Here is a 25,136-nt window from a genome sequence, read left to right as displayed (position 1 = left end):
GGTGTGCTCCTAGCGATCGGGGTGGCATCGAGCCTGATCGGCGGTACCTGCAGGGTCAACGGATCGAGTCATCGGCAAGGGGGACGTCATCCATCCCGTACGGCGATGGAGCCGCCCGCCCGGCCCGGCCGCATCCGCGCAGGCAGGGGGTGGGACCGCAGCCGATGGCAGCCATCGTGAACGGCCATTTCCGCCGACCGCGTGCGATGCCTAGCGTCGAAGGCGAGCCCCCACCCGTACGAGGAGAGCCGCCCGTGCCCGAACCTTCCCCCTCCCACGCCGGACCCTTCGCGCTGGGTACCTTCCGCGGCGCCGCGGCCGCCTTCCCCGGCCTGGTCGCCGGCCCACGGGTCCGCGACCTCTCCGACCGGGCCGGGTCGGTGCGCGAACTCGTCGAGGACTGGGACGCCTGGCTGCCCCTGCTGCACGAACTGGCCGCCTCCGCCGACGGCACCTGGCACGACCTGGCGGACCTGCGGGTCCTGACCCCGATCGAGCCCGGCCAGATCCTGCAGAGCGGCGCCAACTACCGCAAGCACGTGGTGGATCTGGTTGCCGCCGAGAAGGAGAGCGTGCACGGCGCCACCCCCGAGGAGGCCCGCGCCGACGCCGAGAAGATGATGGACGAACGGAGCCGCAACGGCGTCCCGTACATCTTCCTCGGCTCGCCGCGCGCACTGTGCGGACCGTACGACGACGTCGTACTGCCCGCACTCGGCGAACAGCACGACTGGGAGCTCGAACTCGCCCTGGTCATCGGGAAGTCGGGCAAGGACATCCCGGCCGAGGAAGCCATGTCGTACGTCGCCGCCTACACGATCAGCAACGACCTGACGACCCGTGACCGGCTCTACCGGCCCGACCTGAAGGCCATCGGCACCGACTGGTTCACCGCCAAGAACGCCGACACCTTCCTGCCGACCGGACCCTTCCTGGTCCCGGCCGAGTTCGTCGGGGACCCGGGCGACCTGCGGATCACCCTGCGGCACAACGGCGTGGTCCGGCAGGACGAGTCCACCAAGGACATGATCTTCGACATTCCCCGGCTGATCGCCTACGCCTCCACGACCACCACCCTGCGCCCCGGCGACCTGCTGCTCACCGGCTCCCCGGCCGGCAACGGCGCGCACTGGGGGGTCTTCCTCAGGCCCGGTGACGTGATCGACGCGGAGATCACCGGCCTGGGCCATCAGCGCAACACCGTCAGGAGCCACGCATGAGCTTCCAGCCGATCACCCACCTGCGCCATGTCGACCTGGCCGTACCGGACTTCGCCACCCAGCGCGCCTTCTACGGCACCACCTGGGGCCTGACCGAGGTGGCGAACGACAGCGGCATCGCGTTCTTCGCCGCCGAGGGCAGCCCGGAGCAGTACATCGTCCGGATCCGCGAGGACGAACGCAAGCGGATGGACCTGGTCGCCTTCGGGGCGGTCTCGGCCGCGGCGGTCGACGAGCTGGCGGTGCGGCTGGGCCGGGCCGGGGTGCAGATCATCCACGAACCCCGCGCCCTCGACACCCCCGGCGGCGGCTACGGGCTGCGCTTCTTCGACCTCGACGGCCGGGTCGTCGAGGTCTCGGCGGACGTGGCCACCCGCACCCACCGCAAGATCGAGGAGCGCGAGGCCATCCCGGTACGGCTCTCGCACTGCGTGATCAACTCCCAGGACCCCGAGCGGCTGCGCGACTTCTACATCGAGCACCTGGGCTTCCGGCTCACCGACACCCTGTACTCCACGCACATGGGTGACCTCATGTACTTCCTGCGGTGCAGTCCGCTGCACCACTCCTTCGCCATCGCGCGCGGCCCCCATGTGTCGCTGCACCACGCCTCGTTCGAGATGCGCGGGGTGGAGGAGTACATGCGCGGCACCGGGCGTGCGCTGCGCGCCGGGACCCGCCTCACCTGGGGCCCGGGACGGCACCTGGCGGGCGACAACACCTTCTCGTACTTCCACGACCCGCACGGCAACACCGTCGAGTACACCACCGAGCTCGCCGTCCTCGAAGAGGACCTGTGGCACCCCGGCCGGCACGACGTCGACGACCCGATCACCCAGGACCAGTGGGGCACCGCCGACCCGATGAGCGAGTCGGTCGCCAAGGAGCAGTTCAACGACCCCGACGTGCTCTTCGAAGCGCCTCCCGTCTGATCCTCCGATGATCCTCCGAGCCGAGAACTCTTGAGAAAGGCCGCAGCTGTGGCAGAGATCCTGAAGCACGCCGTGCCCAAGGCCGAGGTGGCCGCCTCCCTCGACCAGGTACGCGAGACGGTGGCCGGTGTCATCGCGGACATCCGGGAGCGCGGTGACGAGGCCGTCCGCGCGTACTCCGAGAAGTTCGACAAGTGGAGCCCTGACTCCTTCCGGCTGAGCGCCGAGGACGTCGAGAAGATCGTCGCCTCGGTGCCCCAGCAGGTCATCGACGACATCACCTTCGTCCAGGAGCAGGTCCGTAGTTTCGCCCGCCACCAGCTCGCCTCGATGGGCGAGTTCGAGGTGGAGACGCTGCCGGGCGTGCGGCTCGGGCAGAAGCACATCCCGGTGCAGGCGGCCGGCGCCTACATCCCCGGCGGCCGCTACCCGCTCACCGCCTCCGCCCACATGACCATCGTCACCGCCAAGGTGGCGGGCGTGCCGCGAGTGGTCGCCTGCACCCCGCCGATCCGCGGCGAGATCCCCGCCGCCACCGTCGCCGCCATGCACCTGGCGGGGGCCGACGAGATCTGGCTGCTCGGCGGTGTCCAGGCGGTGGCCGCGATGGCCGTGGGCACCGACACCATGGAGCCGGTCAACCTGATCGCCGGACCCGGCAACGCCTATGTCGCCGAGGCCAAGCGCCAGCTGTTCGGCGAGATCGGCATCGACCTGTTCGCCGGACCGACCGAGATCCTGGTCCTCGCCGACGACCAGGCGGACCCGTTCGTCTGCGCGGTCGACCTGCTCTCCCAGGCCGAGCACGGCCCGGACTCCCCGGCCGTCCTCATCACCACCTCCCGCGAGGTCGCCGAGCGGACCGTCGCCGAGGTCGAGCGGATCCTCCCCTCCATGCCCACGCGCGACTACGCGGAACCCGCCTGGCGCGACCACGGCCAGGTGCACGTCGTCGACTCGATCGACGAACTGTACGAACTCGCCGACGCGTTCGCCTTCGAGCACGTCGAGGTGCTGACCGCCGAGCCGCGTCTCGCCCTGGAGCGGATGACCCAGTACGGCGCCCTGTTCCTGGGCGAGGGCACCTGTGTGTCGTTCGGCGACAAGGTCATCGGCACCAACCATGTGCTGCCCACACGTGGTGCCGCCCGCTACACCGGCGGCCTGTGGGTGGGGAAGTACCTCAAGACGGTCACCTACCAGGAGGTCACCGACACGGGGTCGCAGGCCTTGCTCGGGCGGCTGTGCGGGCGCGCGTCCCGGGTCGAGCTGTTCGAGGGCCACGCCCGCTCCGGTGACGTACGGGCCGCGAAGGCCGCGGGCGACGAACTGCCGTGGAACCAGGCGTGAGCCTGGACGGCCGTACGGCGCTGGTCACCGGCGGGGGCGGCCCGCTGGGCCGCGCCTTCGCCCTGGCGCTCGCCGGCGCCGGGGCCCGGGTGATCCTCGTCGGACGCAACGAACAGGCCCTCGCCGAGGCGGCGGCCAAGGTGGGGGAGGCGGCCCGCACGGCCGTGTGCGACGTCGCCGACCCCGCCTCCGTACGCGCCCTGGCCGGGGAACTCGCCGACGAGGACGTGTCGGTGCTCGTCAACAACGCCGGCGTCGCGGGCCCGGTGCGGCCGCTCGTCGACATCGAACCCGACGAGTGGGACGACGTGTTCGCCGCCAACGTACGCGGCGTCTACCTCGTGTGCCGGGCGTTCCTGCCGCCCATGCTGGCCGCCGGACGGGGCGACATCGTCAACGTCGCCTCGGTCAGCGGCAAGCGCCCGCTGCTCAACCGCACCCCGTACACCGCCTCCAAGATGGCGCTGATCGGCCTCACCCGGACTCTGGCGGGCGAGGTGGGCCCGCGGGGCGTCGCGGTCAACTCCCTGTCCCCGGGCCCGGTGCGCGGCCCGCGGATGGACCGCAACTTCCGGCTCACCGCCGAACTCACCGGCTGCACGGTCGAGGAGGCGGAACGGGACTTCGCGTCCCGGGCCGCGCTCGGCCGGCTGGTGGAGGAGGACGAGGTCGCGCGGGCGCTGGTCGCGATGCTCGCGATGCCCGGACTGTGCGGCGCGGACATCGACCTGTCGGCGGGGATGATCGCACCGGCGTAACCACAGAGACGTAACCACATAGAGGAACACGGCGAGGTGGACGGCATGCGGGCCGTCCGCCTCGCCGTCGTGTGTTCCCGCCACACAGGGCTGTGACCACTCTGTGTAATCGCCATGAACCAGGCGCCACGATCGAAGCCATCGGGTTCCGGGATGCGTGTGTGCGAAGTCTGTCCCCCCTTGACCGGGGCTGCTTCACTCCCACCTCAGCACCTCAGGTGCCTTCGCCGCCCAGGTCCCGACCGGCGGCCAGTAACTCTGCGCGACGGCGCACTCCACCCGTGGAAAGGCCTGCAATGACGCTGACATCCCGACGCTCGTTCCTGATCGCCGGATCGGCCACGGCCGCGGCCGTGCTCGTCCCGGTCGCCTCCGGCACCGCCACCGCCGCACCGAAGGCGTCCGGCAAGACGATCTCCGTCGCCGCGGGGGAGACCTACGAACTCGCCGCGACCACCCGGGTCAGCGCGCTGACCATCGGCACCGGCGGCAAGATCGTCGCCCCGGACGGGTACGACATCAGCCTGACCGTGGACGGCGTGGAGACCGGCCAGCTGCTCACCGCCACCGGCGGCACCGCGACCCTCATCCAGGCCGGCACCTACCGCGGTGACGTCGTCCTGACCGTCGCCGAGTCCAACGACGTCACCTACGAGACCCTCACCTTCCCCTTCCGGCAGGCGCTGTACGTCGGCTCCGACGGCGTCGACTCCGCGAAGTCCGTGCTCTCCGCGGTGCGCGGCGGCAAGGTCACCGACGCCGCCGCCCGGGGCGTCTCGATCGCCTCCACCGGCGAGTGCTTCAACGGCGTCTACGTGGAGAGCGGCAGCTACACCCTCCAGGGCGCCACCATCAACCTCACCGGCAACGGCCGTTCGGACTTCGCCGGTTACGGCGCCGCCGTGGTCGGCGACGGCTCCTCGACCAAGCTGGTCGTGGACGGCGCCCGGGTCAGCAACACGGGTGTGGTCCGCACGACCGTCATCGCCAACGGCGGCGCCAACGTCCTCGTCAAGGACTCCTTCCTGCGGGCCCGCAACGGTGTGCTGCCCTCCGACTACCAGGCCACCGTCGAGACCCCGTACATGGAGTCGGTGCCCTGGATGCTGGGCCTGGACGGCAACGTCCGCGCCACCAACCTCATCGGCAAGGGCAGCATCGCCACCTACCTCAACTCCACCGTGTTCTCCGAGACCTGGGGCGCGCTCTCGGTCGAGGGCGGCAGCGGCCTCAAGCTGACCGCGATCAACAGCCACGTCGGCAACACCGGCGACTACGGCTACGGCACCTACGCCATCGGCGACGCCACCGTCCGGGTGCTCGGCTCCCGCTTCGACGTCGGCTCCTACGCGACGATCATCGCCGGACCGGCGGCCGTCGTGCACTACGGCGACAGCACCCGCTCCGCCGTCGCCGCGCTCAACACCGAACTGGACCTCGGCCTCTCCAATGGCGAGCTGCGGAGCATCCCGGAGCGCAGCACCGTGGTCAACTCCGGCCACTTCGGCTACATGTTCTTCGGCGCCGGCCAGCTCACCCTGGACGGCGGCACCGTCATCAACTCCGAGCGGGCCACCTTCCTCAACAAGGGCCAGCAGACCACCATCAAGGTCGACGGCTCGCAGGGCGCCCGCCTCAACCCGCGCGACGGCGTCATCCTGCAGATGATCGAGCTGGACGACCCGGGCCCGGTCCCCGTCAACGGCAAGATGATGAACGTCGGCGTCTACACCGAGCCCACCACCGACCCCACCAAGAACTCCTCCTTCGACGTCACCGCCGTCCACTCCACCGACGGCGCCGCCACCTTCAGCTCCATCAGGCTGAAGGGCGACTTCTACAACGGCATGCGCAACGGCAAGAACATGGTCCTCACGTTCGAGGGCTCCACCGTCGAGGGCGTCATCTCGGCGACGAAGACCAAGCACCGGGTGTCCTCGATCGACTCGTCCACCTTCTACGAGCTCGGCATCGTCACCAACACCGCGCAGGCCGCGGTCAACAACGGCGTGGTCGTCCAGCTCAACAGCGGCTCGGCCTGGACGGTCACCGGCACGTCGTACCTCACCAGCCTCACCCTGGCCGCCGACGCCGCCGTGAAGGCGCCGCGCGGCAAGAGCGTGAAGCTCACCGTCGACGGCACCGCGACGGCCCTCACCGCCGGCTCCAGCTACACGGGCGCCCTCGTGCTCACCGTCGCGTGAGACCCGGCACCGTGAGGTGAATCCCGGCCAGGGCGCGGTCTCTTCCACGGACCGCGCCTTGGCCGCGTCCGGCGCCGGCCGCTCCCGTAAGCTGGCCGGATGTTCAGCCCCGAAGGCCCGAGCCTCAGCGAGCTCGCCGTCCAGGCACTGACCTCGGTCGAGCGCGGCTACGACCTGCTGGCCCCGAAGTTCGACCACACTCCCTTCCGGACGCCCGACTCGATCCTGGAAGCGGTCACGAAGGCGCTCACCCCGCTCGGCCCCTTCGAGGACGGACTCGACCTGTGCTGCGGGACGGGAGCCGGTCTGGACGTGCTGGCCCAGGTGTGCCGGACCAGTGCCACCGGCGTCGACTTCAGCGCCGGCATGCTCGACATCGCCCGGCGCCTGCCGCCGCCCGACGGGCCGGACGTCCACTGGGTGCACGCCGACGCCCGGGCCCTGCCCTTCGGACCCGCCTTCGACCTGGTCGTCAGCTTCGGGGCGTTCGGGCACTTCCTGCCCCGGGAGCTGCCCGGTCTGTTCGGCCAGGTCCACTCGGTGCTGCGGCCGGGCGGCAGCTTCGCCTTCCCGGTGCTCGCCCCACCGCGCCCCACCGGCCTCGGGTTCTGGATGCTGCTCGGCTTCGACGCCGTGATGCGGGTGCGCAACGCCCTGTGGCGGCCGCCCTTCGTCATGTACTACCGCGCCTTCCGACTCGGCGAGGTGCTGGGGGAGTTGGAGCGCACGGGGTTCGCCACCGACCTGTACGCGCTGCCCGATTCCGGCGAGCGCGCGGACGGCAGCCCGCGCGCCCGGCTGGTCGTGGCCCGGAAGGTCAGCCCGCGGCAGGGACCGTGAACTCGTAGATCAGCGCGTCCAGCTGGGCGTCCACCACCAGGTCGGTGATCTCCAGCGGACGGGCGTACTGGTCGTGCACCCGGCGGGTCACCCGCACCGAGGAGGCGTCCGCGACCTGGGTGATGGAGTCCCGGTGGTGCAGGGTCAGACCGGCCTTGCGCATCCAGTCGTAGGTCCGGCGCAGCTGCGCGGCGGCGGAGCCGTCGGCCCGGTCCCGGTAGCGGCCCAGCTCCTCGACCTCGGTCAGGGCCACCGCCGAGAAGGACGTCACGGCGGTCCGCAGGGCGCGGCCGTCGGGGGAGGCGCATTCGTAGCGGTGCATCAGGGTCGGCCGGTGCGGGGCCAGGCCCAGCGCCGCCGCGTGCTCCGGCGGCGGCTCCTCCCAGGTCACCGTGGCCCGGTCGACCGCGCCGTGCTCGGTTGTGCCGACGCCCACCGGGAACGCCAGGGAGACCGGGTTCTCGACCGGGCGGCCGTGCAGCGTCGCATGGCTGCCCCGCCGGTCGGTGGCGACCAGTCCGCTGTGCCGCAGCACCTCAAGCGACTGCCGGACGGTCTCCCGGCTGACCCCGAAGTGCTGCGCCAACTGCCGTTCCCCCGGCAGCCGTTCGCCCGGCGGGATGGTGCCGTCGCGCAGTTCGCCGAGCAGTTGTGTCGCGATCCGCCAGTACAGGGGCTGCCCTTCGCTCTCGGAGTGGTCGTGCGGGGTGGTGCGGGCCATGCCGCGCCTCCTGTGGGTGACAAGAAGTAGCCGTGCGGGTTCGTTCCGCGACCACATCTAGCATTGGTCTAAACCATCAGGGAAGAGCGGCCCATGGCATTCGGCCGAAACCGAACGGGCCTCACAGACTCGTGTAAAGGGCGCTGACCAGGGCCGTCTTCCGGGGATCGTCCGCGATCCGCGGCCCCATCCGGTTCATGACATAGCCGAGCGAGACCCCTGCCTCCGGGTCGGCCAGCCCGCAGGAGCCACCGAACCCGTCGTGCCCGAACGCGCGCGGGTTCGGCCCGTACGAGCCGTTCGGCCCGCTCAGCCACAGCCCGAGCCCGATCTCGGTCTCGTGCTCGAAACCCGCCCCCAGGACCAGGTCGCGGCAGCTGCCCTGCCCCTCGCGCACCCGCTCCGCCGCCTGGGGCGACAGCAGCCGCAGGCCGCCGTACTCGCCCCGGCCCGCGAACACGCCGTACAGCGCGGCGACCGCCCGGGCCGTGCCGTGTCCGTTGGCCGCAGGGATCTCGGCCGCCCGCCACCGCGGGGTGTTCGCCTCGGTCGCGCCCGCCGCCGGGTTGGCCAGGGCGGCGATCGCGGCGGGCGCCAACTGGCTGAAGATCGCGGCCTGTTCGCTGTCCGACAGAACCCGCGGATGCTCCAGCTCCGCCGCCCGCCCGGCCTCCTTCTCCGGCAGCCCCACGGTGAAGTCGATCCCCAGCGGCCCGGTCACCTCCCGCTCCAGGAACGCGCCCGGCAGCAGCCCCGACACCCGCCGGACCACCTCGCCGACCAGGAAGCCGTAGGTCAGCGCGTGATACCCGGACCGGGTCCCCGGCTCCCACCAGGGCTCCGTCGCCGCCAGCCGGGAAGTGGTCAGCTCCCAGTCGTACAGATCGTCGAGCGAGTGCGGCTCGCGCAGCCCGGACAGCCCGGCGCGATGCGACAGCAGATGCCGTACGAGGACGCCCGCCTTGCCGGCCGCCGCGAACTCCGGCCAGTAGTCGGCGACCGGCGCGTCGAGGTCGAGCAGCCCCCGGTCGGCCAGGATGTGCGCGCACAGGGCCACCGGGCCCTTGGTCGTCGACCAGACGTTGACCACGGTGTCCCGCTCCCACGGCCGGGTGTGTGCCGGGTCCGCCCAGCCGCCCCAGAGATCCACCACCGTCTCGCCGCCGACCGTCACCGCGACGGCGGCGCCCAGCTCCCCGCGGTCCCGGAAGTTCTCCTCGAAGGCCTCCCGCACCGCCGCGAAACGCGGTGCGCAGTGACCCTGGACCTGTGGCTCGTGCTCGGACATGCGCCCTCCGTCGTACGCCGGAAACCCGGGCCGCGACGCTGCGGCCCAGGCACCTCGAACGTACCGACTGGTCGGACTGGAGGGAAGGTCAGCGGAAGAAGAGGTTCCCGGACGGCTCCTGGTGGCCCTCGGCGGTGTGCCAGTAGTCCCGGGTCTCCACCGCCAGCCCCCGCGCGTCGAAGCGCGCGAACACGCACCCGGCGACCGTGACCGCGGCGCCGTCCTCCTCCGCGAACACCCGGAACTCCGCCACCGCGATCCCGTCGGGACCGACCAGCGGCGCCGAGAACCGGACGTCCGCCACCCGCTCCCCCTCGAACGACCAGCGCAGATACGCGGCGAGCTGGTCCCGCCCGCGGTGCGGTGCGCGGAACGGCATCGAGCGGTGCACGCAGTCCTCGGCGTACAGGGCGAGCAGCGCGTCCACGTCGTGCGCGGCCCAGCCCCGCTCCCACACCCGGACGAACCGCTCGGCGGCCTCCCGCGGGTCCATGCCCCCGGTCACCTCAGGCGTACGAACCGAGCCAGCGCACCTTCGCCGCCTCGTGGTACGGACCGCCGCCCTCGTGGTCGTTGAAGTCGTACACCTCGATCGCCTTGTCCTCGTGCGCCCAGGAGTTGAAGGCCGCGAAGACCGTGGACGGCGGGCAGGTCTGGTCCTCCAGAGCCGCCGAGAACAGCGCCGGGGCCCGGCCGCGCGCCGCGAAGTGCACCCCGTCGAAGTACGACAGCGTGCGCTGCACGTCCGCCGAGCGGCCGCGGTGCGTCTTCAGGAACAGGCCGATCTCCCGGTACGGGTGACGGTCCGTCAGGGTGGTGGCACGCGGGAAGTCGCACAGGAACGGCACGTCCGGGGCGACCGCGACCAGGTCCGGGACCAGACCGCCGACCGCGATGGTGATCCCGCCGCCCTGGCTGGCGCCGAGCGCCACGGTCCGCGTCGCGTCGGTCAGCGGATGCGAGCGCGCCGCCTCGACCGCGCGGACCGCGTCCGTGTACACCCGGCGGTAGTAGTAGTTCTCCGGCGCGTCGACGCCCCGCGTCATGAACCCGGGGTACGCCGGCGCCCCGCCCACCGGGTCCGCGGTGCCGCCGCCACCGCCCCACGCGCTGCCCTGGCCCCGGGTGTCCATCACGAAGTGCGCCCGGCCCGTCGACGCCCACAGCAGGTTCTCGTGCGGCAGCCCGCGCCCGCCGCCGTAACCGATGAACTCCACGACCAGCGGCAGCGGTTCGGCGGCGCCGGCCGGCAGCCGCAGCCAGCCCTTGACCGGGTGCCCGCCGAACCCGGCGAACGTCACGTCGTACACCTCGACCGTGGACAGCCCGGTGTCGACCGGCTCGAAGCGGGCGTCGAGATCGTGCTCGCGGGCCTCCTGGAGCGTCTTGGACCAGAAGGCGTCGAAGTCCTCGGGCGCCACCGACTCGCTGCGGTGTTCGCGGAGCTCGTCGAGGGGAAGGTCGAACAGGGCCATCAACAGCCGCCTTTGCGAAGGGTAGGTGCGGATGATCACACCGTACGTCGGTGGTCCGACGACTCGCCAGGCCTGCGCGCCGCCCGCCCCCTACGACGATCCCCTGCCGGCCGCGGTCGATCTGCTGGTCAAAGGCGCCGCACTGCCCGTCCTCGACGGCGGACGGGAGATCCCGGGCGGCCGGGTGGCCAGAGCGGGTGGTCGGGTCACCTCGTCCGGTGCGGCGGTCAGCGAGCCCGAGTGGCTTCAGGCGCGCCCACGGGTCCAGTCCGGCCCGGTGCGCGCCCACTCCTGCTCCCACTCGGCCAGCCGGTGGCGCAGCGCGACCCGGCGGACGACACCGTGGCCGAACAGCACCACGGCCGCCGCGCCGCCCGCCCCGCACACGCCCACGGTGACCGTGTGCTGCCAGACGGCGACCTCATTGGCCGGCGGGGCGACACCGCGCCCCTTCCGGTCGAACCACACGTCGACCGTGTCACCGGCCCGGGTCCCCGCCGGCACCCGGGCCAGGGCGGTCTTCGTGCCCTTGCCGGGTTCGGTCCAGCGGACCTCCGCCTGGTAGGCGTGCTCCCGGTCGCCGCCCTGCACGTACGGCAGCTGCTGCGGCGTGTCGCCGACGACCACGGCCCGGACCATGTGCCGCTGGGCCCGCTCCGCCGTCGCCACCGACCGCGCCTGGTCATGGGCCCACAGCCCCACCATCGCCCCCACCAGGGGCGCACCCACGCACAGCAGCACCGCGACGCCCAGCGCGATCCACGCCTCCACCACGTCCGACCTGCGGCGCAGCGGGTTCTGCCGCCAGCGCCAGCCACACACCCGGGTACGCATGTCGACCTCCTCGCCGCCACAGAAGCCGAAGGGCCGGACAGTCGGTCCGCAGCTCCCAGCGTGCCCCCGCTGCACGCGAGCGTCCACACGGGTCTGGTACCCCGTACGGAGTACCCCGCTCACCCTGCGCAGCCACCCGGTGCGACAGCGGCCGAAGCACGCCGTCCGGCGCGCGCCGCACGCCCGCACCTCCGCACCCCCGGGCCGTCGTACCGGCGCTCCCCGCGTACTGGTGCTCCCCGTACCGGCGCTCAGCCGAACCGCTCGATACGGATCCGATCCACCGGCTGCCCGGCCGCCACCAGCAGCCGCGAGGCGTGCTCCGCGAACCCGTTGGAGCCGCACACATAGGCCTCCCACCCACCAGCGGGCGGCTCGGCCAGGAGCGGGGCCACATGTGCGGCGGCCATACGTCCCACCGGCACACCCGGGGGCGCGGAGCGGGTGAACACGGTCGTGGTCTCCGCGCCCAACTCGCGCGCGTAGATCAGCTCCTCGGGGGAGCGGGCCGACACCACCATGCGCAGCGGCACGTCCAGCGCCCGCGCCCGGTGGTGCCGGACCATCGACATCAGCGGTACGACGCCGGAACCGGCGCCGACCAGCAGCGCGGGCCGGTCGCCGGGCCAGGCGAAGAAGCCGCTCAGCGGGCCGCGCACCTCCAGGGTGTCGCCGAGCCGGGCCACCGTGTGGAACCAGCCGGAGACCTCCCCGCCGTCGACGTGGTCCAGCGTCAGCTCGACGTGACCGGAGTCGTCGGGCGCGGAGGCGAGCGAGTAGTGACGCTGGGCCGCGTAGCCGTCCCCGGCGGTCAGCCGCAGCATCAGGTGCTGCCCCGGCAGATGCCCCGTCCAGCCCGGCACCGCCAGCCGGAACGTGGCCGCGTGCGGGGTCTCCCGCCGTATCCCGGCGATCGTGGCCGTCTGCCACACCGACGCGGCCCGGTTGCTGACCGCGATGCGGCCGGGCACCGCGAAGCGGGTCGCGGGAGTGAACGTCCCGGCCGCCGTCGTTCCCGTGGCCTCAGTCACCGGAGTACCTCTGCTCCTCCCAGGGGTTGCCCCGCGCGTGGTACCCGTTCTGCTCCCAGAACCCGGGCTCGTCGTGGTCGAGCAGGGTGATGCCCGCGATCCACTTGGCGCTCTTCCAGAAGTACAGGTGCGGCACCAGCAGCCGGGCCGGCCCGCCGTGCTCGGCGGCCAGCGGCTGGCCCTCGTACGCGAAGGCGATCCAGGCCCGCCCGCCGACGAGGTCCGCGAGCGGCAGGTTGGTGGTGTAACCGGTGTGGGAGTAGGCGAGGGCATGGGTGGCGGCCCCATGGGGGCGCACCACATCGAAGAACGCGTCCAGCGAGACGCCCTGGAACCGCACCCCGAACTTGGACCAGCTGGTCACGCAGTGGATGTCACCCTCGTACGCCGAGGCGGGCAGTGCGTGCGCCGCGTCCCAGTCCCAGGTGTGCGGCTCGGCCACCAGCCCGTCGATCCGGAACGACCAGTCGGCCGGGGCCAGCTCCGGTGTCACCTCGGCGGACAGCACGGGCCAGTCGTCGCCCGCGTCGTACTGGCCGGGCGGCAGTCCGGCGTTGGCTGTGCGGGGGCGGCCGGTGAAGCCCCGGGTGATGTTCATGCTTCAACCGTACGACGTCCGATCGGGTGCTCCGACCCAGGTCAGGGCACCGATCATTGCGGCCTTGTGAACGATCCGGCCTGCGTGGTACTCGGCCTGGGCGAATGCGTTGGAGGTCGTGGAGGAGTTCCCGCCAGTTCCCGGGTTTTCCCTGGAGTTCCCGCCCTGGTGTGCACTGGTTGTGCACTGGGCGCGGAGGGGGCGGGGACCGGGTGACCGGGCGGGAAGGGGACGGTGGGTATCGGGTTGATGGCCGTGGGTTGGGCTCCGAGGCGGGGTGCGGCTTCTCTGTGCGCTGGTGGTGGCAGGGGTGGCGGCGTATGCCTCGTATGTCCATCAGTGGTCGTTCGCTCTGCAGGCGGGAGCGGACCGGGTAAGTGCGTCGCTGTGGCCATTGTCGGTCGACGGACTGTTACTCCTGGCCACACTCGGTCTGCTGAAACCGGAGGGCGAGGCCGATCATCGTGCCAGGTGGGCGGTGCGGACAGCGTTCTTGCTGGGTATCGCGGTGTCTCTGGCCGCGAATGTTGCGGCGGCGCCGAGGCCGGAGTGGCGGTCGGTGCTGGTGGCCGGCTGGCCGCCGGTTGCCCTGCTGTTGTCGGTGGAGCTTCTGGTGCACCGGGTAGGGGGCCGCCGGACGGAAGGAGCGGCGTGGGCGTCTGACCGTGACGGGGCGGGCGTGAACGGTTCGGATCGCGATGAGGATCCGCTGCTGGTGCGGGCGAGGAAGCTCGATCTTGAGCATCGTGAGATGCACCAGCGGCCGGCTTCGGCAGAGACGCTACGCAAGGAGTTGCATGTGGGAGCGCAGAGATCAAGGACGTTGGTTGCGCTCGTGCGCGGTCGAAAGGGGCGCAGCGAGAAGGGAACCGAAGGTCATGCGGAATGATGGCATGGTGTGCTCCAGCTCTCGGTGGCCAGATGCCTTCACCTCGCGCCCGCTGCACCGAACAGGCCTCGGCTTGAGTCAGCGGATTGTGTGGTGGCAATCAACCTAAAGGGTATTGCGCGAGGCTCTGAGCTGGACATATCCCTTGTATGGCTGTGGTGCTCCGACACGGCCCAGGTCATGTTGCCTACGAGGTCAGGGACTTGGCGGATGCGCGCTTCATCAGCATCGCGCCAGGGTGGTGACGGCCGTCACGAGGACCGAGGTCAGAGTGAGGGTGGCCGGGCGGCCGTTGCCTTCACGGATCGCCAACGATGCAGTCGGTGCGGCAGCAGCCGCAATCCGTGGCAGCAGCCATCATCGCAATAGGCGAGTTCCTCATGAAATACTACGAGAAGCTACTCAAGTGGTACCCGAGACGAGGCACGAAAACCGTGAGGCTCTACTTCATCTTGGCACCCACCTGTGCCTGGCACCAGTAGACCACCGCGCGAGCGCCGGTTCGCATCACTCCGGACCTCGCGCCTCGGCAAAGTGTCCATCTTCTTGGCAGCCGCCGGCGCCGGAGTCTGGATTCTCGGCTTCGTCGTCTGGTCCCTCCAGGGGCACGTAGTTGCGGTAGACGTGCTGCTGCGTTTCCTCTCCCCGGCATTGGAGGTCGCGGCGATAGCACTCGCCTACCTCCATCATCGACGAGATACGCCAGTACGGACCTGAAGAAGCCGTTCGAAGCGGTGCATACGAATTTCTCAGCGGTCGCACAACTGCGGATCGACAGCTGGCTGACGGCGTCAGGCGACACTCCACCCCTCCGTCGAAAAGCGCGGTCGGGCAGCCAGACCGCTGTGAATAGCTGAGGTAGGACGCCCGGCCGGGAAGTCCCGGCCGGGCGTCCTACCTGGAAGCTCCAAGGGCCGCGTTCTGTGTGGGACCTGAGCATGTTCCTGGCCGACTCACTCCGGCCAGAGTCCGGCGGGGGTCAGAAACCTCCGCCCACACCTCACCCCTCCGGCTCCTGCACCGAAACCCCCGACACCCGGCCCTGGACGGCCACTTGGTTCGAGGAACCGACGGCCCGCCACCCACTACGACGTGGGCAAGACCGTGAAGCGAGCCGAGACGATCATCAAACGGAACCGGCTCCGGCACTGAAGAAGCGCCTAGTTGATCGTGTAGGGGACCTCGGTTGAGTCGGCCAGGCCTTCGCGCGCAGCCATCAGCCTTCCCGGTGTCCGCGCCGCAGTGGCAAGCTGGGGATGGCTACCCCAGGCATTCGGCCGGCCTTTGGCTCGCTCATCCAGGGCTGACGCGTTCTCAGCCAGCGAGATGAACTGATCGAGTGTGTACGCGTCGCTGCGGACGGATTACCCGGTTCGCCATTGAGCGGTGTGCATCGTGAAGTCACAGGTCCGGTTCTGGCGGGATGCCGGGTTCGGCTGCGCCCACGACCGGCCCCCGGCTGCGATCCGTCAGCAGGTCGGCACACCGTGAGAACGCGGGAGGGTGCGGGGGGTGCAGGAGCGGCAGCGGATCACCGCTCGCCGGAGCGAACTGGATGTTCTTGCCGAGGAGTTGGGCAAGCAATTCCAGGAGGCAGGCCGAGCGGCACGAACTGGCGATCGCGGAGCGGAGTGTTGAACCGTCTGGCCGAGCAGGCCCGGGCCGATGCCGGGCTGTCGCTCTGGCATCGACGAAGGTGGCCGGGCGGGCAGTCCTGCTCATCCCGCACCGCGGTGACGCGGCCGACGAGGGCGGGCTGCCCGGCGACTACCGCAAGATCCTGGCGATCGTGCGGGAGGCGGACGGCCCGGTGCAGGTCAGAGCGGTCGGTGAGCGGCTGGGGTTGGACGCCTCGGTACACGGCAAGCTGGAACCTTTGCTGGCGAAGATGACCAAGCTCGCCGCCCGGGGCCGGCTGCACAGCGGGGCGACGGGCGGTTCACGGCCTGTCCGTAGGCGCGCGGGGCGGGCCTGTAACTGACGGGCCCCCGACGGCCATGGGGATCGCCCTCCTGCTAGAGCACTAATGGCCGCTGAAGAAGTCGGTGAGGGCGGCGGCGACGGCCTCGGGCTGCTCCTCGGGGATGTAGTGACCGGCATCGGGCACGATGACGCCGGTCACGTTCTCGGCCCACGGGCTGATGGAGGCTGCCATATCCGGGATCGAGCCGTGGCTGCTGGAGATTCCGAGGACGGGCGCGGTCAGTCGCCGTTGCTCAAGTGCCGCGCGGTTCTTGCGCGCGGACTCGGCGGCGTCGCGGTAGTAGGCGAGGCCGGCGCGCAGGCCGCCATCGACGGCGAGGGCTGCGCCGTAGTGGTCGAGCTCTGCTTCCTCGAACGCGTCGGGCGCGAGGGACTTGGTCTTCAGGAACCAGCTGATGTACTCCCGCTCGCGGCCGGCTATCAGCGTCTCGGGAAGATCGGGCACCACGTGGAACGCGAAGTGCCAGGTCTTGAACGCCAGAGTCGGGTCGAGAGGGATCGCTTCCGGCATGGTGATACCGGGAATTCCGGCGTCGAGCAGCGCGACCCCGTGCAGTCGGCTCTCGTAGTTCAGGGCGAGGGAGAAGGCGACCCAAGCGCCGATGTCGTGCCCGGCGAGCCAGTAGTCCCGCACGCCGAGAGAGTTCACAGCGGCCTGGATGTGCGCGGCGACCGTGTGCGTGTCGTAGCTGAGTTCCGGATGCTCGGAATTGCCTTGGCCAGGCCGGTCGATCGCTATGACCCGGAACCGATCGGCGAGAGCGGGCATGACCTTTCGCCAGGCCCACCACGTCTGCGGGAACCCGGTGAGCAGGACGACGACCGGTCCGTCCGGCCGACCGCCTTCGACGGCGTGCAGGCGGACGCCGTCGGCGTCGACCCAGCGGTGCGTGAATCCGGCCAGGTCATGCAGGGGCAGGGCGGGGACAGGGTTGGTCATGGGAATCCTCCATCGAGGCGGGTGGACCGTGATTCGACGCTAGCACGTCTTGAACTGATCGGTCCAAGATGGAAGGATGGGTCGCATGGCAGGCAAGAAGCAGTTCGACATGGACACGGTGCTCGACGCCGCGATGATCCAGTTCTGGCGCTCCGGCTACGCCGACACCTCGCTCGATGACCTGTCCCGGGCGACCGGCCTGAACCGCAGCTCGATCTACTCCTCGCTCGGCGACAAGGACGCGCTCTTCCTTCGCTGCCTGGATCGCTACGCCACGCGCTACGGCGACAAGTTCGACGCCGCCCTCTCGTGTGCGGCCGAGGACCCCGTCGCCGCCGTCCGTGCCTTCTTCGATGTCACCCTGGGGCGCATCGCCGACCCCGCCGTGCCCGACGGATGCCTGATGGCCCAGTCGGTCATGGCGAGTCCGGCGCTGAGCCCGAGCGTCGCAGAGCATGTCAAAGAGTTGTTCGGCCTACAGCGCCCGCGCCTGCGCACCGCGCTGAAGGCCGGCGGAATGTCCGACGAGAACGCCGAGGACTTCGCCGTACACGTAGCGGCCGTGAACCAGTCTCTCGCGGTGATGGGTAGGGCCGGGTCGAGCCCGGAGCAACTCCGGGCGATCGTCGGTGTGACCGTCGACGCGCTCGCGCGGGCGCTGAGACCGATCGGATAGCTGGCATATCAAATTTCTGTCTGAGAGGTTGTTCAGGTTCCGGCAGCCGAGGGCGCGGTGCGGCTGGACCAGGTCTACCGCGTACCCGGCGGAGCCCCGCCCGCCGCTGTCCCGTCGAACGGCGGCCAGGCCGCCGCGCCCGGGCCGGGGTCCGGGCACACGCTGCCCGTGTCGAACGCGCTGAGGCAGTTCGACTTCGGGCAGTTCGTCCTCCTCTACCACCAGGTGCAGGTCGGTGCACGGTGGCGCTCGGTGCCCGTCGTGCTCACCGTGGAGGACACCATCGAGATTCCTGCGGGCCGTGACGTCGTCAGCCATGTGGGCGGCGTACCGCTGGAGATGCTGCTGAGCGGCACCTACCCCGGGCACCCGGTCACGTCCGCACAGTCCAAAGCGAGGGAGGTTGTCTTCCCGGACCTCGACGCGCTGCGGAAGGCCGCCGCGGGCGGCGTCCTCACGGCGAGCGGTACGCGCTACGCGGCCGTGCTCAGGCAGGCCGGCCTGGAACAGCTCATCGCCGGGCAGGAGATGACGGTGCTGGCCCGCAGGGTCACCGAGGACGGTACCCCCGGCGCCATGGAGCCGGTCACGGTCCGCGCCGAGATTCAGCAGACCGCAGTGCAGGACGCCGAGCTGCATCAGGCGATTGCCGAACGCTCCTGGAAGGGAGCCGAGTTGGGTGAGGCGCAGATCGCCGCACTGGCTCGCGGCGAATCGGCCGTCGTCGCCGACAGCGCGCAGCGCCTGGTACGGCTGATGCCCGTGCGGCCCGAACCCGTCCCGGTGACCAACCGGTTCACCGTCACCGATGTCGCCGGTTTCCTCGCCCACCAACTGGTGCCGGGCACAGGCGGCAGCGCCGTACCGGTCGCGCTCTCCGGCGAGGCCGTCGCCGCACTGCGCGGCGGCCGCCCGGTCCAGGCCATGGCGGGCGGCGAGCGGGTCGAACTGCAGCCCGCCGCGGGCGCGGAGGTGGAGTCCGCCAACAGCGCGGGCGACGGCATCTCGAACGGAGCGGCCCGGATCCCGGTGATGATGATGCGGCGCAAACAGGACGGCCCGCTCCCCGGCGAGGACAAGGCCGGGAACAAGGAGAACAAGGAGAAGCCCAAGGGCGTGGAGCCCGCCGGGCAGACCGGCTCCACCTCGACCCCGGCCTCCACCAGCGGCCCGGCGGGCGGCAGCGCCACGGTCACCGGCAGCCCGCCACCGGGCGGCACACCGCTGCCCGGGCAGCAGACTGCCGGGTCCGGCGCCGACGACGAGCCGACCGCGCCGCCCCGACCGCAGGCGCTGAGCGTCGCGGTCCACCTGCCCTGGCGGCAGACCTGGTCGCTGGACGGTCTGACCCGGGGCAGCCTCGTCTCCAGCATCGCCCTGGCGCCCGGCGAGGTGACCGTGCTGAACCTGTCGAGCTGGGAGCGGCGCTCCAAAGCCCTGGAGCAGTCCACCGAGACCGAGACGGAGCAGCAGTTCGACTACACCTCCACCACCCGGGACACCGACGACGTCTTCTCCGAAACGGTCAGCAAGAACGACTTCCAGCTCCAGGTGGGCGCGAACCTGGACGCCTCGTACAGCACCGGCGTCGCCTCGATCTCCGTGGGTGTCAACGGCAGCCTGTCCAGTGCCAACAGCCTGCAGGAGACGCTGCGCACCACCAGCCAGCACCTCCAGGAGGCCACCTACAAGGCGTCGACGCGGGTGCGCAGCCGCCGCATCACCAAGATCACCGAAACCCGGGAGCAGGGCTCGCTCAACGAGGTCACCCGCACGATCCGCAACCCCAACGAGTGCCGCACCCTCACCCTCGACTTCCACGAGGTGCTGGCGCACTACACCATCAGTACGGTCTTCCGCCCCGACCGGGTCCGCATGGTCGTCCTGGTGCCCAACCCGGTCACCCTCACCAACTTCAGCCCGCTGTTCATCCGCAAGAACGAGACCGCCCTGCGCCAGGCTCTGCTCGATCCGGCGCTCGCCCCCGGCTTCGAGGCGCTGCGGCTGCTCGCCAGCTACCAGTTCGCCTACGACGAACTGGTCAAGCAGGCAGATGAGCAGGCCAAGAACGCTGTACTGCAGCAGGAGCGCAAACCGCCGGCCCAGGCCGATCCGCCCGACCCTGCCGCCGCCGAGAAGACCGCGCTGCTCGCCGCACTCGCCGAGGTCGGCCAGGCCGTGGAGACGCTTACCAAAGGAGCGATGGACCCCGCGCTCAAGCGGATCGGCAGCCACAGCGACGTCGCGTCGACCACCCGGCAGAGCGCCCAGCGCTGGCTCTACTGGAAGCTCCTCCAGCGCAAACTGCCACCCGGGATGTCCGCAGCCCTCACCGGCATCGCCGGAAAGGCGGCGAACGTCCTGACCGTCGACGACGCCCGCAGAGTGCAGGACAGCATGCCACAGCCGGGCAGCTCCTCGGCGAGCCTGAGCAGCCTCGGTGAACTGAGCGACCAGGAGAAGGAGGACGCCGGACTGGCCGCTCTCATAAAGTCCCAGCCGGACTACGGCCCCTTCGACTGGGGGACCTTCTGGTACTCCCGCGTCAAGGACAACCGGCTCTACGACGTCGACGACGCGGGGCTGGCGGCACGCGCCGACCGGCTGCGCGAGGCGTTCCTGCGCTGGGAGGGCAAAGCGGCCGCGGGGACAGGCCAGTTGGAGGCCCAGCAGGCCCTCAAGGACGCGGAGCAGAAGCAGGACGAAGCCACCGTCGCCGACAAGCTGGAGATGAAGTACGGGCTGGAGAACGTCTGCGACGCCCGCGAACGCGCCGAGACCCTCCAGGCCCACCTGGAGGACCACCGCAACTACTACCGATACGTCCTCTTCCAGGCGCTGCCTCCTTCGGAGCAGCTGTCCCTGCTGATGCAGACGGCGCCCCAGCTGAGTGTCGGCATGTTCGAGCCGCACGTGGTGGCGATGAACGGCGGCGACCTCGCCGTGCCGCTCACCCCGCTCGGAGAGTCCACGCTCGCCCGGCTCGTGGGCGACATTCGGCACAGCCTGGCTGACGCGTCCGACGAGGCGGCCGCCGCCGCGGAGCGGATGCCGCCCGACACGGTCGTCCTGCCCACCCCCGGCGTCTCCGTGGAGACCTGGCTGGGAGACTGCACCGGCTGCGACGAACACACCGAGCAACTGCGGGCCGCCGAGCTGGAGTCGGCCCGGGCGCGTGCCCGGCTGCTGCGCCTGGAGGGCGATCTGCGCCAGGCCAGGCTGGCGGCCGACCCGCCTCAACTCGCGCCGCTCTACCCGAACTCCCCTGCCCCCGCGGACCGCCCTCCCACACTGGAGGATCTCGGTGGCTAGCAAGCGCCGTCCTGGAAAGGTTCCGCAGCTTCCCGTTCAACATGCAGTACCTGTACGGCAGTTGGTGGTTTCTGCCGAGAGGCAGACGCCGAACAGGGCGGCCGCCGGACCGCCCCGCCGACCCTCCGGCTACCAGGCACGCATCCGCTATGCGCAGGGCCGCTACCTCCTGGAGGGTCTGGAGGCGGCAGGCCTGCCGCAGCAGCCGTCCCTGCCCGGCTTCGTACTCACCGAGGACCATGAACAACAGCGCTCCGTACTGGAAGCCCACTACCAGGTCGGCGGCTGGCCCGCCTTGTACGACATCTACGCTGCGCTGCGCCCGCGGCTCGCCGTCGCCCTCGGCCAGGAGGCCCAATCTGTCAGCGACTTGGCCGAGGCCCGCGTCCGGGACGTGTGGGGGAGCGAGATGCGCGCCCTGGACACACGCACGGAGTGCTGGCTGCAGCGCATCGAAGACGAGGCGCGGATCCTCGTACTGCGCCGCATCGCACTGAGCGAGGCGCAGATCAGGGTGGAGGCGGAGCGCTATCTGCTCGGTGTGAGCGACGCGGCGTTCGACGGAGACACACTCCGGCTGCCCCGCCCCGGCCTGTTCGCCACATCTGCCGCCGAGGCGGCCGTACGGGAGCAACTGCGCAAGCTGCGGCCCGCCGAGCAAGCCGTGGAGAAGGCCGCCGAGGAGGCCGCGGTGGCTCAGCGCCTCGCGTACGCGACGGACGAGGGGGTCCCGCCAGTGCTGCCCTTCCCGCCCCCGGACAACCCGCAGTGGAAGGCGGCCCGCATCGCTTACGCGCGCACGGTGCTCGCCGCCGGTCAGGACTCGCCCGTCCTGTACTGGGTGCGCGGCCTCTCCCCGGACGCGCACGGCCGCACGATCGCCGAGCGCCTGCGCCGGGAGCTGGAGACCGCCTGGAACGCGGGGCGGCGGGTGAGCCTGCGGATGGAGGAGTCGCCGGCGAGGGCCCGCTCGCCGCTGGTCGGCGGCGCGCTGGCCGGGCACCCGGCCGAACAGCGCCTCGGCCAGTGGTTCGGCGACCCCGAACGGAACGGGCCGTGGCGCTACCCCCTGATCATCGAGGAGGCCCGGGGCGGAGTGCTCGGCTGGGTCGAACCCGCTCTGCAGTGCCGGGCCGTGAAGGAGGCGTACCGCTACAGCGGACGACACGAGCTGACGAAGGCGCTGCTCATCGGCGCCGGAATGCTCGTGCTCTCGGGAATTCTCGTGTTCGCCGGAGCGGGCGCCGTCGCCACCGGATTGGACGTCGTCATCTCTGCGTCCGGGCTCGCCGACGAAATCATCGAGCATGAGCGGGCGGACGACGACTACCGCGCGGTACTCGACCGTACCCGGCTGCTCACGATTCCGCCGCGCGCATGGGGTGTGGTCGGCCAGACCCTCGGTCTCGTCGCCTCCACCGTGCCCGGTGCGGGCGGTCTGCTGCTCGGCGCCGCTGGAGCTGCGGCAGGACTGGCCGGAGGGCTGGTGCCCGGGGACGCCGACCCGGTGGCGGCCGGAACCGCGGAAGCCGCCGCCGACCCGGGCGCGACCGGCGCACCGAACGGGCCCTGACGGTGGGCGGGCTCCCCAAGGGGGCGGTGGAGGCCGAACTGTTCGAGCGGTTCGGCCTGGCGCTGGTGAAGGGCATGTACGGTCTGGGCGCTGATGCCATGCTCGTCCTCGGCCCGAGCCGCCGGGTCTGGCAGGCGTTCCTGCACGAGCCCGCGGTCATGCGCTGCCTGGGCAGGTTCGCGGACGTCAAGCTCGGCATGCTGGCCCGCTCCAGCACATTGCTGGAGGTACTGGAGGAGGCGGCCGAGGAACTGCGTACCGCGGTGAAAGCCGTGGGCGGGGCAGGCCAGGAGATGGCCCGCGCTCTGGAGGCGATCGACGTCGACTTGCGCACTGTAGGACGGGCCGTCGGCGCGGAGCCGCTGCCCGCGATGACCCGCAACCGGGGCTGGGAGCGCCTCTTGGCCAAAGGGCGTGCCGACCCCGGTCTCGGCAGGGCGCTGAACGCCTTCGAGGAGGCCCTGCGGTACGGGAACGCCGCCGATCTGCAGGCCGCGCGCAAGCGGCTGCTGATGCACGGCGGGCTCAACGGCGACGACAGGCGGCGCCTCGTACGTCTGGTGGACCGGCTACTGAACATCCCACCCCCGGTGGACACCGGCGCCCTCCTGGACACGGTGGTGAGCCGGCTCGGACAGCTGGCCAAGAACTCGCCGCTGCTCGCCGAACGGGTGGCCTTCCTGGAGGCGTGCCGAGCGACGACGGGCCGTTGGGCGCAGGCCCTCACCGAGATCAACCGCCTCGCGACAGGAGCGACCAAGACGGAGTGGGGCGAACTCGCCCACAACGTCAAGGGAATCCTGGCCGAGGTACTGGCACAGGCAACCCCCGGATTCCTGAAGATGCGCGGAATCGCCTTGGACGAAGCCGAGTCGCTGGCCCTGCGGCTCAACGTGATCTCCCGCCTGGCCGGTGAGAAGGTGACCTGGATCGTCAAGGAGAGCCACACACTGCGCGCACCGGGCGTCAAGGGCGCCGGGAACGGGCTCTTCGTCGATCACGGTGTCTTCGTCGTCAGCGTCGGCAAGGGCGCGGGCGCCGAAGTCGCCATCCCGTTGATGTTCACCCAGATCAAGGGCGGCGACCGGGCTTCGGCCGAGGGCGCCGTCCAGATGCTCACCGACCTGCTCCGCGGCGAGGCGGGCCGGATCAACATCGACAGCATCGAGCACCACCTGGTGTTCCGCTCGGAGGCGCTGCCCGGACAGCTGTTCGTCGGCACGATCCTGCCGCACTCGCCCCCTTCCGGGCCGATTCCGTCCGAGGCCGTCGTGGACCTGCTGCCGCTGGCCTCCAAGGCGATGGACGAATTGACGAGCCTGGTCATGGACGTGGTGTGGAAAACTCTGCACCCTTCCAAGCCGTAAGACGTCCTTGCGTCGCGCACCGCTTAACCGCGATCTTTCGTGATTGGTCGTCAGAAGCTGTGCCAGAACCGGTGATCTGTGACGTTCTGCTACTGGTGTACCGGTCTGTGACTCCGGGGGCTGTGGTCGCAATAGGGACTGAGATCGGCCATGTTGGCTCAGTATCTGGTGATGTTGGCGGTGCCAGGTGGAGTCTGGCCACAACACCGGGCCGGGGTTCCGCAGCCGACGCAGGACGCCGACGCTTCGGCCCGCGCCGGGTGGTGCGCCATGGCCCCGATGGTGGAGATGGTCGGGAAGGTCACGCGAAGCCGGTACGACGAGCTGGTGGCCGAATCTCTGGACATGGTGGAGGAGGACACCCGCTGCCAGTTCTCGCCCGGGGACGCCGCGCTTGAGCTGGAGCCGCTGCGCGGGCACGGCGGTCACCTGCCGCTCGTCGAGGGTGACCAGGGTGTGGAGGAGTCGCTGCGGCTGTTCGCCGAGGAGCTCGGGCTGTCCATCTACATCGTCCGCACGCACCGGTGGGTGGCCGCGCAGTGGCTGGAGGAGCACCGGCAGACGGGGGTCTCGTACGAGGTGCACCGGATCCTGGCCTCCGCGCCGGACCGGTTCGAGCTGATCGGGAACCCTCCGCTGAGCGAGCGCACCGGTCGGCGCCGCCGGAGTGCGGAGGTTGCGAAGAAGGTGGTGGGCTGGAAGACGGAGGAGGTCCTGGTCCCGGTCACCACCGAGGAGAAGGTCGAGGCGATCCGGGAACTGGCGCGCGATGACGAGGCGCGGGAGAACGTGAACGAGGTCCAGTTCGAGCAGGCCGGCCTGGATGAGGACGAGTTCGACGAGGAGTACGAGGAGGCCTTCGCCGAGGAGGGCGCGCCGTTCGGCGATCCGGCCCGCATCGTCCACAGCTGGCGGAAGTCGATGGAGTTCAACGCCCTGATCGCCGTCTGCCAGGGGTTCATCGCCGGGGCTGCCCGGCTGGTCCCGAAGCTGCGCGGGCACGAGTTCACCGGCACCCAGACGAAGGTGTTGGAAAACCACCTGGAGAAGATCCGCGCGACGGCCGACTGGATCGAGACCGTGGCCGCGACCGGGCAGGTCGACCTCGACGAACAGCTCGCCCAGCTGGTGCGGGGCCAGTAGCC

At 70.8% G+C, this 25,136-nt stretch carries 21 protein-coding genes and 1 pseudogene; 14 read left to right on the top strand and 8 right to left on the bottom strand.

What is annotated here, in order from left to right; all coding sequences use genetic code 11:
- Positions 1 to 254 precede the first annotated feature (254 nt).
- The 6 genes from ACIPSJ_RS45310 (at position 255) to ACIPSJ_RS45285 (ending at position 7,304) form a co-directional block, all read left to right on the top strand.
- Positions 255 to 1,220: a fumarylacetoacetate hydrolase family protein gene (locus ACIPSJ_RS45310; RefSeq protein WP_401355089.1), complete on the top strand. Its 966-nt coding sequence runs from the start codon at positions 255 to 257 to the stop codon at positions 1,218 to 1,220.
- Positions 1,217 to 2,152, top strand: coding sequence for a VOC family protein (locus tag ACIPSJ_RS45305; protein WP_359217454.1), 936 nt, complete (start codon positions 1,217 to 1,219; stop codon positions 2,150 to 2,152). Before ACIPSJ_RS45310 ends, ACIPSJ_RS45305 begins: the two co-directional genes overlap by 4 nt.
- 48 nt (positions 2,153 to 2,200) lie before the next feature.
- Positions 2,201 to 3,502 (top strand): histidinol dehydrogenase, encoded by a 1,302-nt coding sequence (gene hisD / locus ACIPSJ_RS45300; RefSeq protein WP_359217457.1) that lies wholly within the window; start codon positions 2,201 to 2,203, stop codon positions 3,500 to 3,502.
- Positions 3,499 to 4,260 carry an SDR family NAD(P)-dependent oxidoreductase gene (locus tag ACIPSJ_RS45295; protein ID WP_359217460.1) on the top strand — a complete coding sequence of 254 codons (762 nt, stop codon included), beginning with the start codon at positions 3,499 to 3,501 and terminating at the stop codon, positions 4,258 to 4,260. Before hisD ends, ACIPSJ_RS45295 begins: the two co-directional genes overlap by 4 nt.
- Positions 4,261 to 4,556: 296 nt before the next feature.
- Complete coding sequence (locus ACIPSJ_RS45290) at positions 4,557 to 6,464, top strand: hypothetical protein (protein WP_359217464.1); 1,908 nt, start codon at positions 4,557 to 4,559, stop codon at positions 6,462 to 6,464.
- Positions 6,465 to 6,563: 99 nt separating this feature from the next.
- Complete coding sequence (locus ACIPSJ_RS45285) at positions 6,564 to 7,304, top strand: class I SAM-dependent methyltransferase (RefSeq protein WP_401355086.1); 741 nt, start codon at positions 6,564 to 6,566, stop codon at positions 7,302 to 7,304.
- Here ACIPSJ_RS45285 and ACIPSJ_RS45280 read toward each other — a convergent pair.
- From ACIPSJ_RS45280 to ACIPSJ_RS45250, 7 genes are all read right to left on the bottom strand, one after another.
- A complete protein-coding gene (locus tag ACIPSJ_RS45280) occupies positions 7,282 to 8,025 on the bottom strand; it encodes a GntR family transcriptional regulator (protein WP_359217470.1) in 744 nt (247 codons plus the stop codon). The genes ACIPSJ_RS45285 and ACIPSJ_RS45280 overlap by 23 nt on opposite strands.
- 121 nt (positions 8,026 to 8,146) lie before the next feature.
- Positions 8,147 to 9,313: a serine hydrolase domain-containing protein gene (locus ACIPSJ_RS45275; RefSeq protein ID WP_359217473.1), complete on the bottom strand. Its 1,167-nt coding sequence runs from the start codon at positions 9,311 to 9,313 to the stop codon at positions 8,147 to 8,149.
- Positions 9,314 to 9,401: 88 nt separating this feature from the next.
- Positions 9,402 to 9,806 (bottom strand): nuclear transport factor 2 family protein, encoded by a 405-nt coding sequence (locus ACIPSJ_RS45270; RefSeq protein ID WP_401355082.1) that lies wholly within the window; start codon positions 9,804 to 9,806, stop codon positions 9,402 to 9,404.
- A gap of 13 nt (positions 9,807 to 9,819) precedes the next feature.
- Positions 9,820 to 10,788, bottom strand: a complete 969-nt coding sequence (locus ACIPSJ_RS45265; RefSeq protein ID WP_401355079.1) for an acetylxylan esterase — start codon at positions 10,786 to 10,788, stop codon at positions 9,820 to 9,822.
- Positions 10,789 to 11,034: 246 nt separating this feature from the next.
- Positions 11,035 to 11,622, bottom strand: a complete 588-nt coding sequence (locus ACIPSJ_RS45260; protein ID WP_401355076.1) for a hypothetical protein — start codon at positions 11,620 to 11,622, stop codon at positions 11,035 to 11,037.
- A gap of 251 nt (positions 11,623 to 11,873) precedes the next feature.
- Positions 11,874 to 12,653: a ferredoxin reductase gene (locus ACIPSJ_RS45255; RefSeq protein WP_359217485.1), complete on the bottom strand. Its 780-nt coding sequence runs from the start codon at positions 12,651 to 12,653 to the stop codon at positions 11,874 to 11,876.
- Entirely contained in the window at positions 12,646 to 13,251 is a 606-nt protein-coding gene (locus tag ACIPSJ_RS45250; protein WP_401355073.1) for a sulfite oxidase-like oxidoreductase, read from the bottom strand. The genes ACIPSJ_RS45255 and ACIPSJ_RS45250 overlap by 8 nt, the downstream gene beginning before the upstream one ends.
- A 310-nt stretch (positions 13,252 to 13,561) precedes the next feature.
- On the opposite strand from ACIPSJ_RS45250, the gene ACIPSJ_RS45245 reads away from it, so the two are divergent.
- The 3 genes and pseudogenes from ACIPSJ_RS45245 (at position 13,562) to ACIPSJ_RS45235 (ending at position 16,121) form a co-directional block, all read left to right on the top strand.
- On the top strand, positions 13,562 to 14,140 hold the full coding sequence (locus tag ACIPSJ_RS45245; protein WP_401355071.1) for a DUF2637 domain-containing protein: 579 nt from the start codon (positions 13,562 to 13,564) through the stop codon (positions 14,138 to 14,140).
- A 946-nt stretch (positions 14,141 to 15,086) separates the two neighbouring features.
- Positions 15,087 to 15,292 (top strand): annotated as a pseudogene (locus ACIPSJ_RS45240) (transposase); the annotation flags it as partial.
- A 544-nt stretch (positions 15,293 to 15,836) separates the two neighbouring features.
- Complete coding sequence (locus ACIPSJ_RS45235; protein ID WP_401355069.1) at positions 15,837 to 16,121, top strand: hypothetical protein; 285 nt, start codon at positions 15,837 to 15,839, stop codon at positions 16,119 to 16,121.
- 42 nt (positions 16,122 to 16,163) lie between these two features.
- Here the strand turns inward: ACIPSJ_RS45235 and ACIPSJ_RS45230 are convergent, their stop codons facing one another.
- The gene (locus ACIPSJ_RS45230; RefSeq protein WP_401355067.1) at positions 16,164 to 17,063 is read right to left on the bottom strand and encodes an alpha/beta fold hydrolase; all 900 of its coding nucleotides are present in this window, start codon (positions 17,061 to 17,063) and stop codon (positions 16,164 to 16,166) included.
- 85 nt (positions 17,064 to 17,148) lie between these two features.
- Here ACIPSJ_RS45230 and ACIPSJ_RS45225 point away from each other — a divergent pair, with 85 nt between their 5' ends.
- From ACIPSJ_RS45225 to ACIPSJ_RS45205, 5 genes are all read left to right on the top strand, one after another.
- Positions 17,149 to 17,739 (top strand): TetR/AcrR family transcriptional regulator, encoded by a 591-nt coding sequence (locus ACIPSJ_RS45225; RefSeq protein WP_401355064.1) that lies wholly within the window; start codon positions 17,149 to 17,151, stop codon positions 17,737 to 17,739.
- Between the two features lie 57 nt (positions 17,740 to 17,796).
- Positions 17,797 to 21,051 carry a hypothetical protein gene (locus tag ACIPSJ_RS45220; RefSeq protein WP_401355062.1) on the top strand — a complete coding sequence of 1,085 codons (3,255 nt, stop codon included), beginning with the start codon at positions 17,797 to 17,799 and terminating at the stop codon, positions 21,049 to 21,051.
- A 64-nt stretch (positions 21,052 to 21,115) separates the two neighbouring features.
- A complete protein-coding gene (locus ACIPSJ_RS45215) occupies positions 21,116 to 22,624 on the top strand; it encodes a hypothetical protein (protein ID WP_401355059.1) in 1,509 nt (502 codons plus the stop codon).
- 26 nt (positions 22,625 to 22,650) lie between these two features.
- The gene (locus ACIPSJ_RS45210) at positions 22,651 to 23,991 is read left to right on the top strand and encodes a hypothetical protein (RefSeq protein ID WP_401355057.1); all 1,341 of its coding nucleotides are present in this window, start codon (positions 22,651 to 22,653) and stop codon (positions 23,989 to 23,991) included.
- A gap of 270 nt (positions 23,992 to 24,261) precedes the next feature.
- The gene (locus ACIPSJ_RS45205) at positions 24,262 to 25,134 is read left to right on the top strand and encodes a DUF6192 family protein (RefSeq protein WP_401355054.1); all 873 of its coding nucleotides are present in this window, start codon (positions 24,262 to 24,264) and stop codon (positions 25,132 to 25,134) included.
- The last annotated feature ends 2 nt before the right edge of the window (positions 25,135 to 25,136 follow it).

The organism is Streptomyces sp. NPDC090088 (assembly GCF_044747345.1).
In the GTDB taxonomy this organism is placed as follows: domain Bacteria; phylum Actinomycetota; class Actinomycetes; order Streptomycetales; family Streptomycetaceae; genus Streptomyces.
This window is presented reverse-complemented; position numbering and strand designations above follow the sequence as displayed.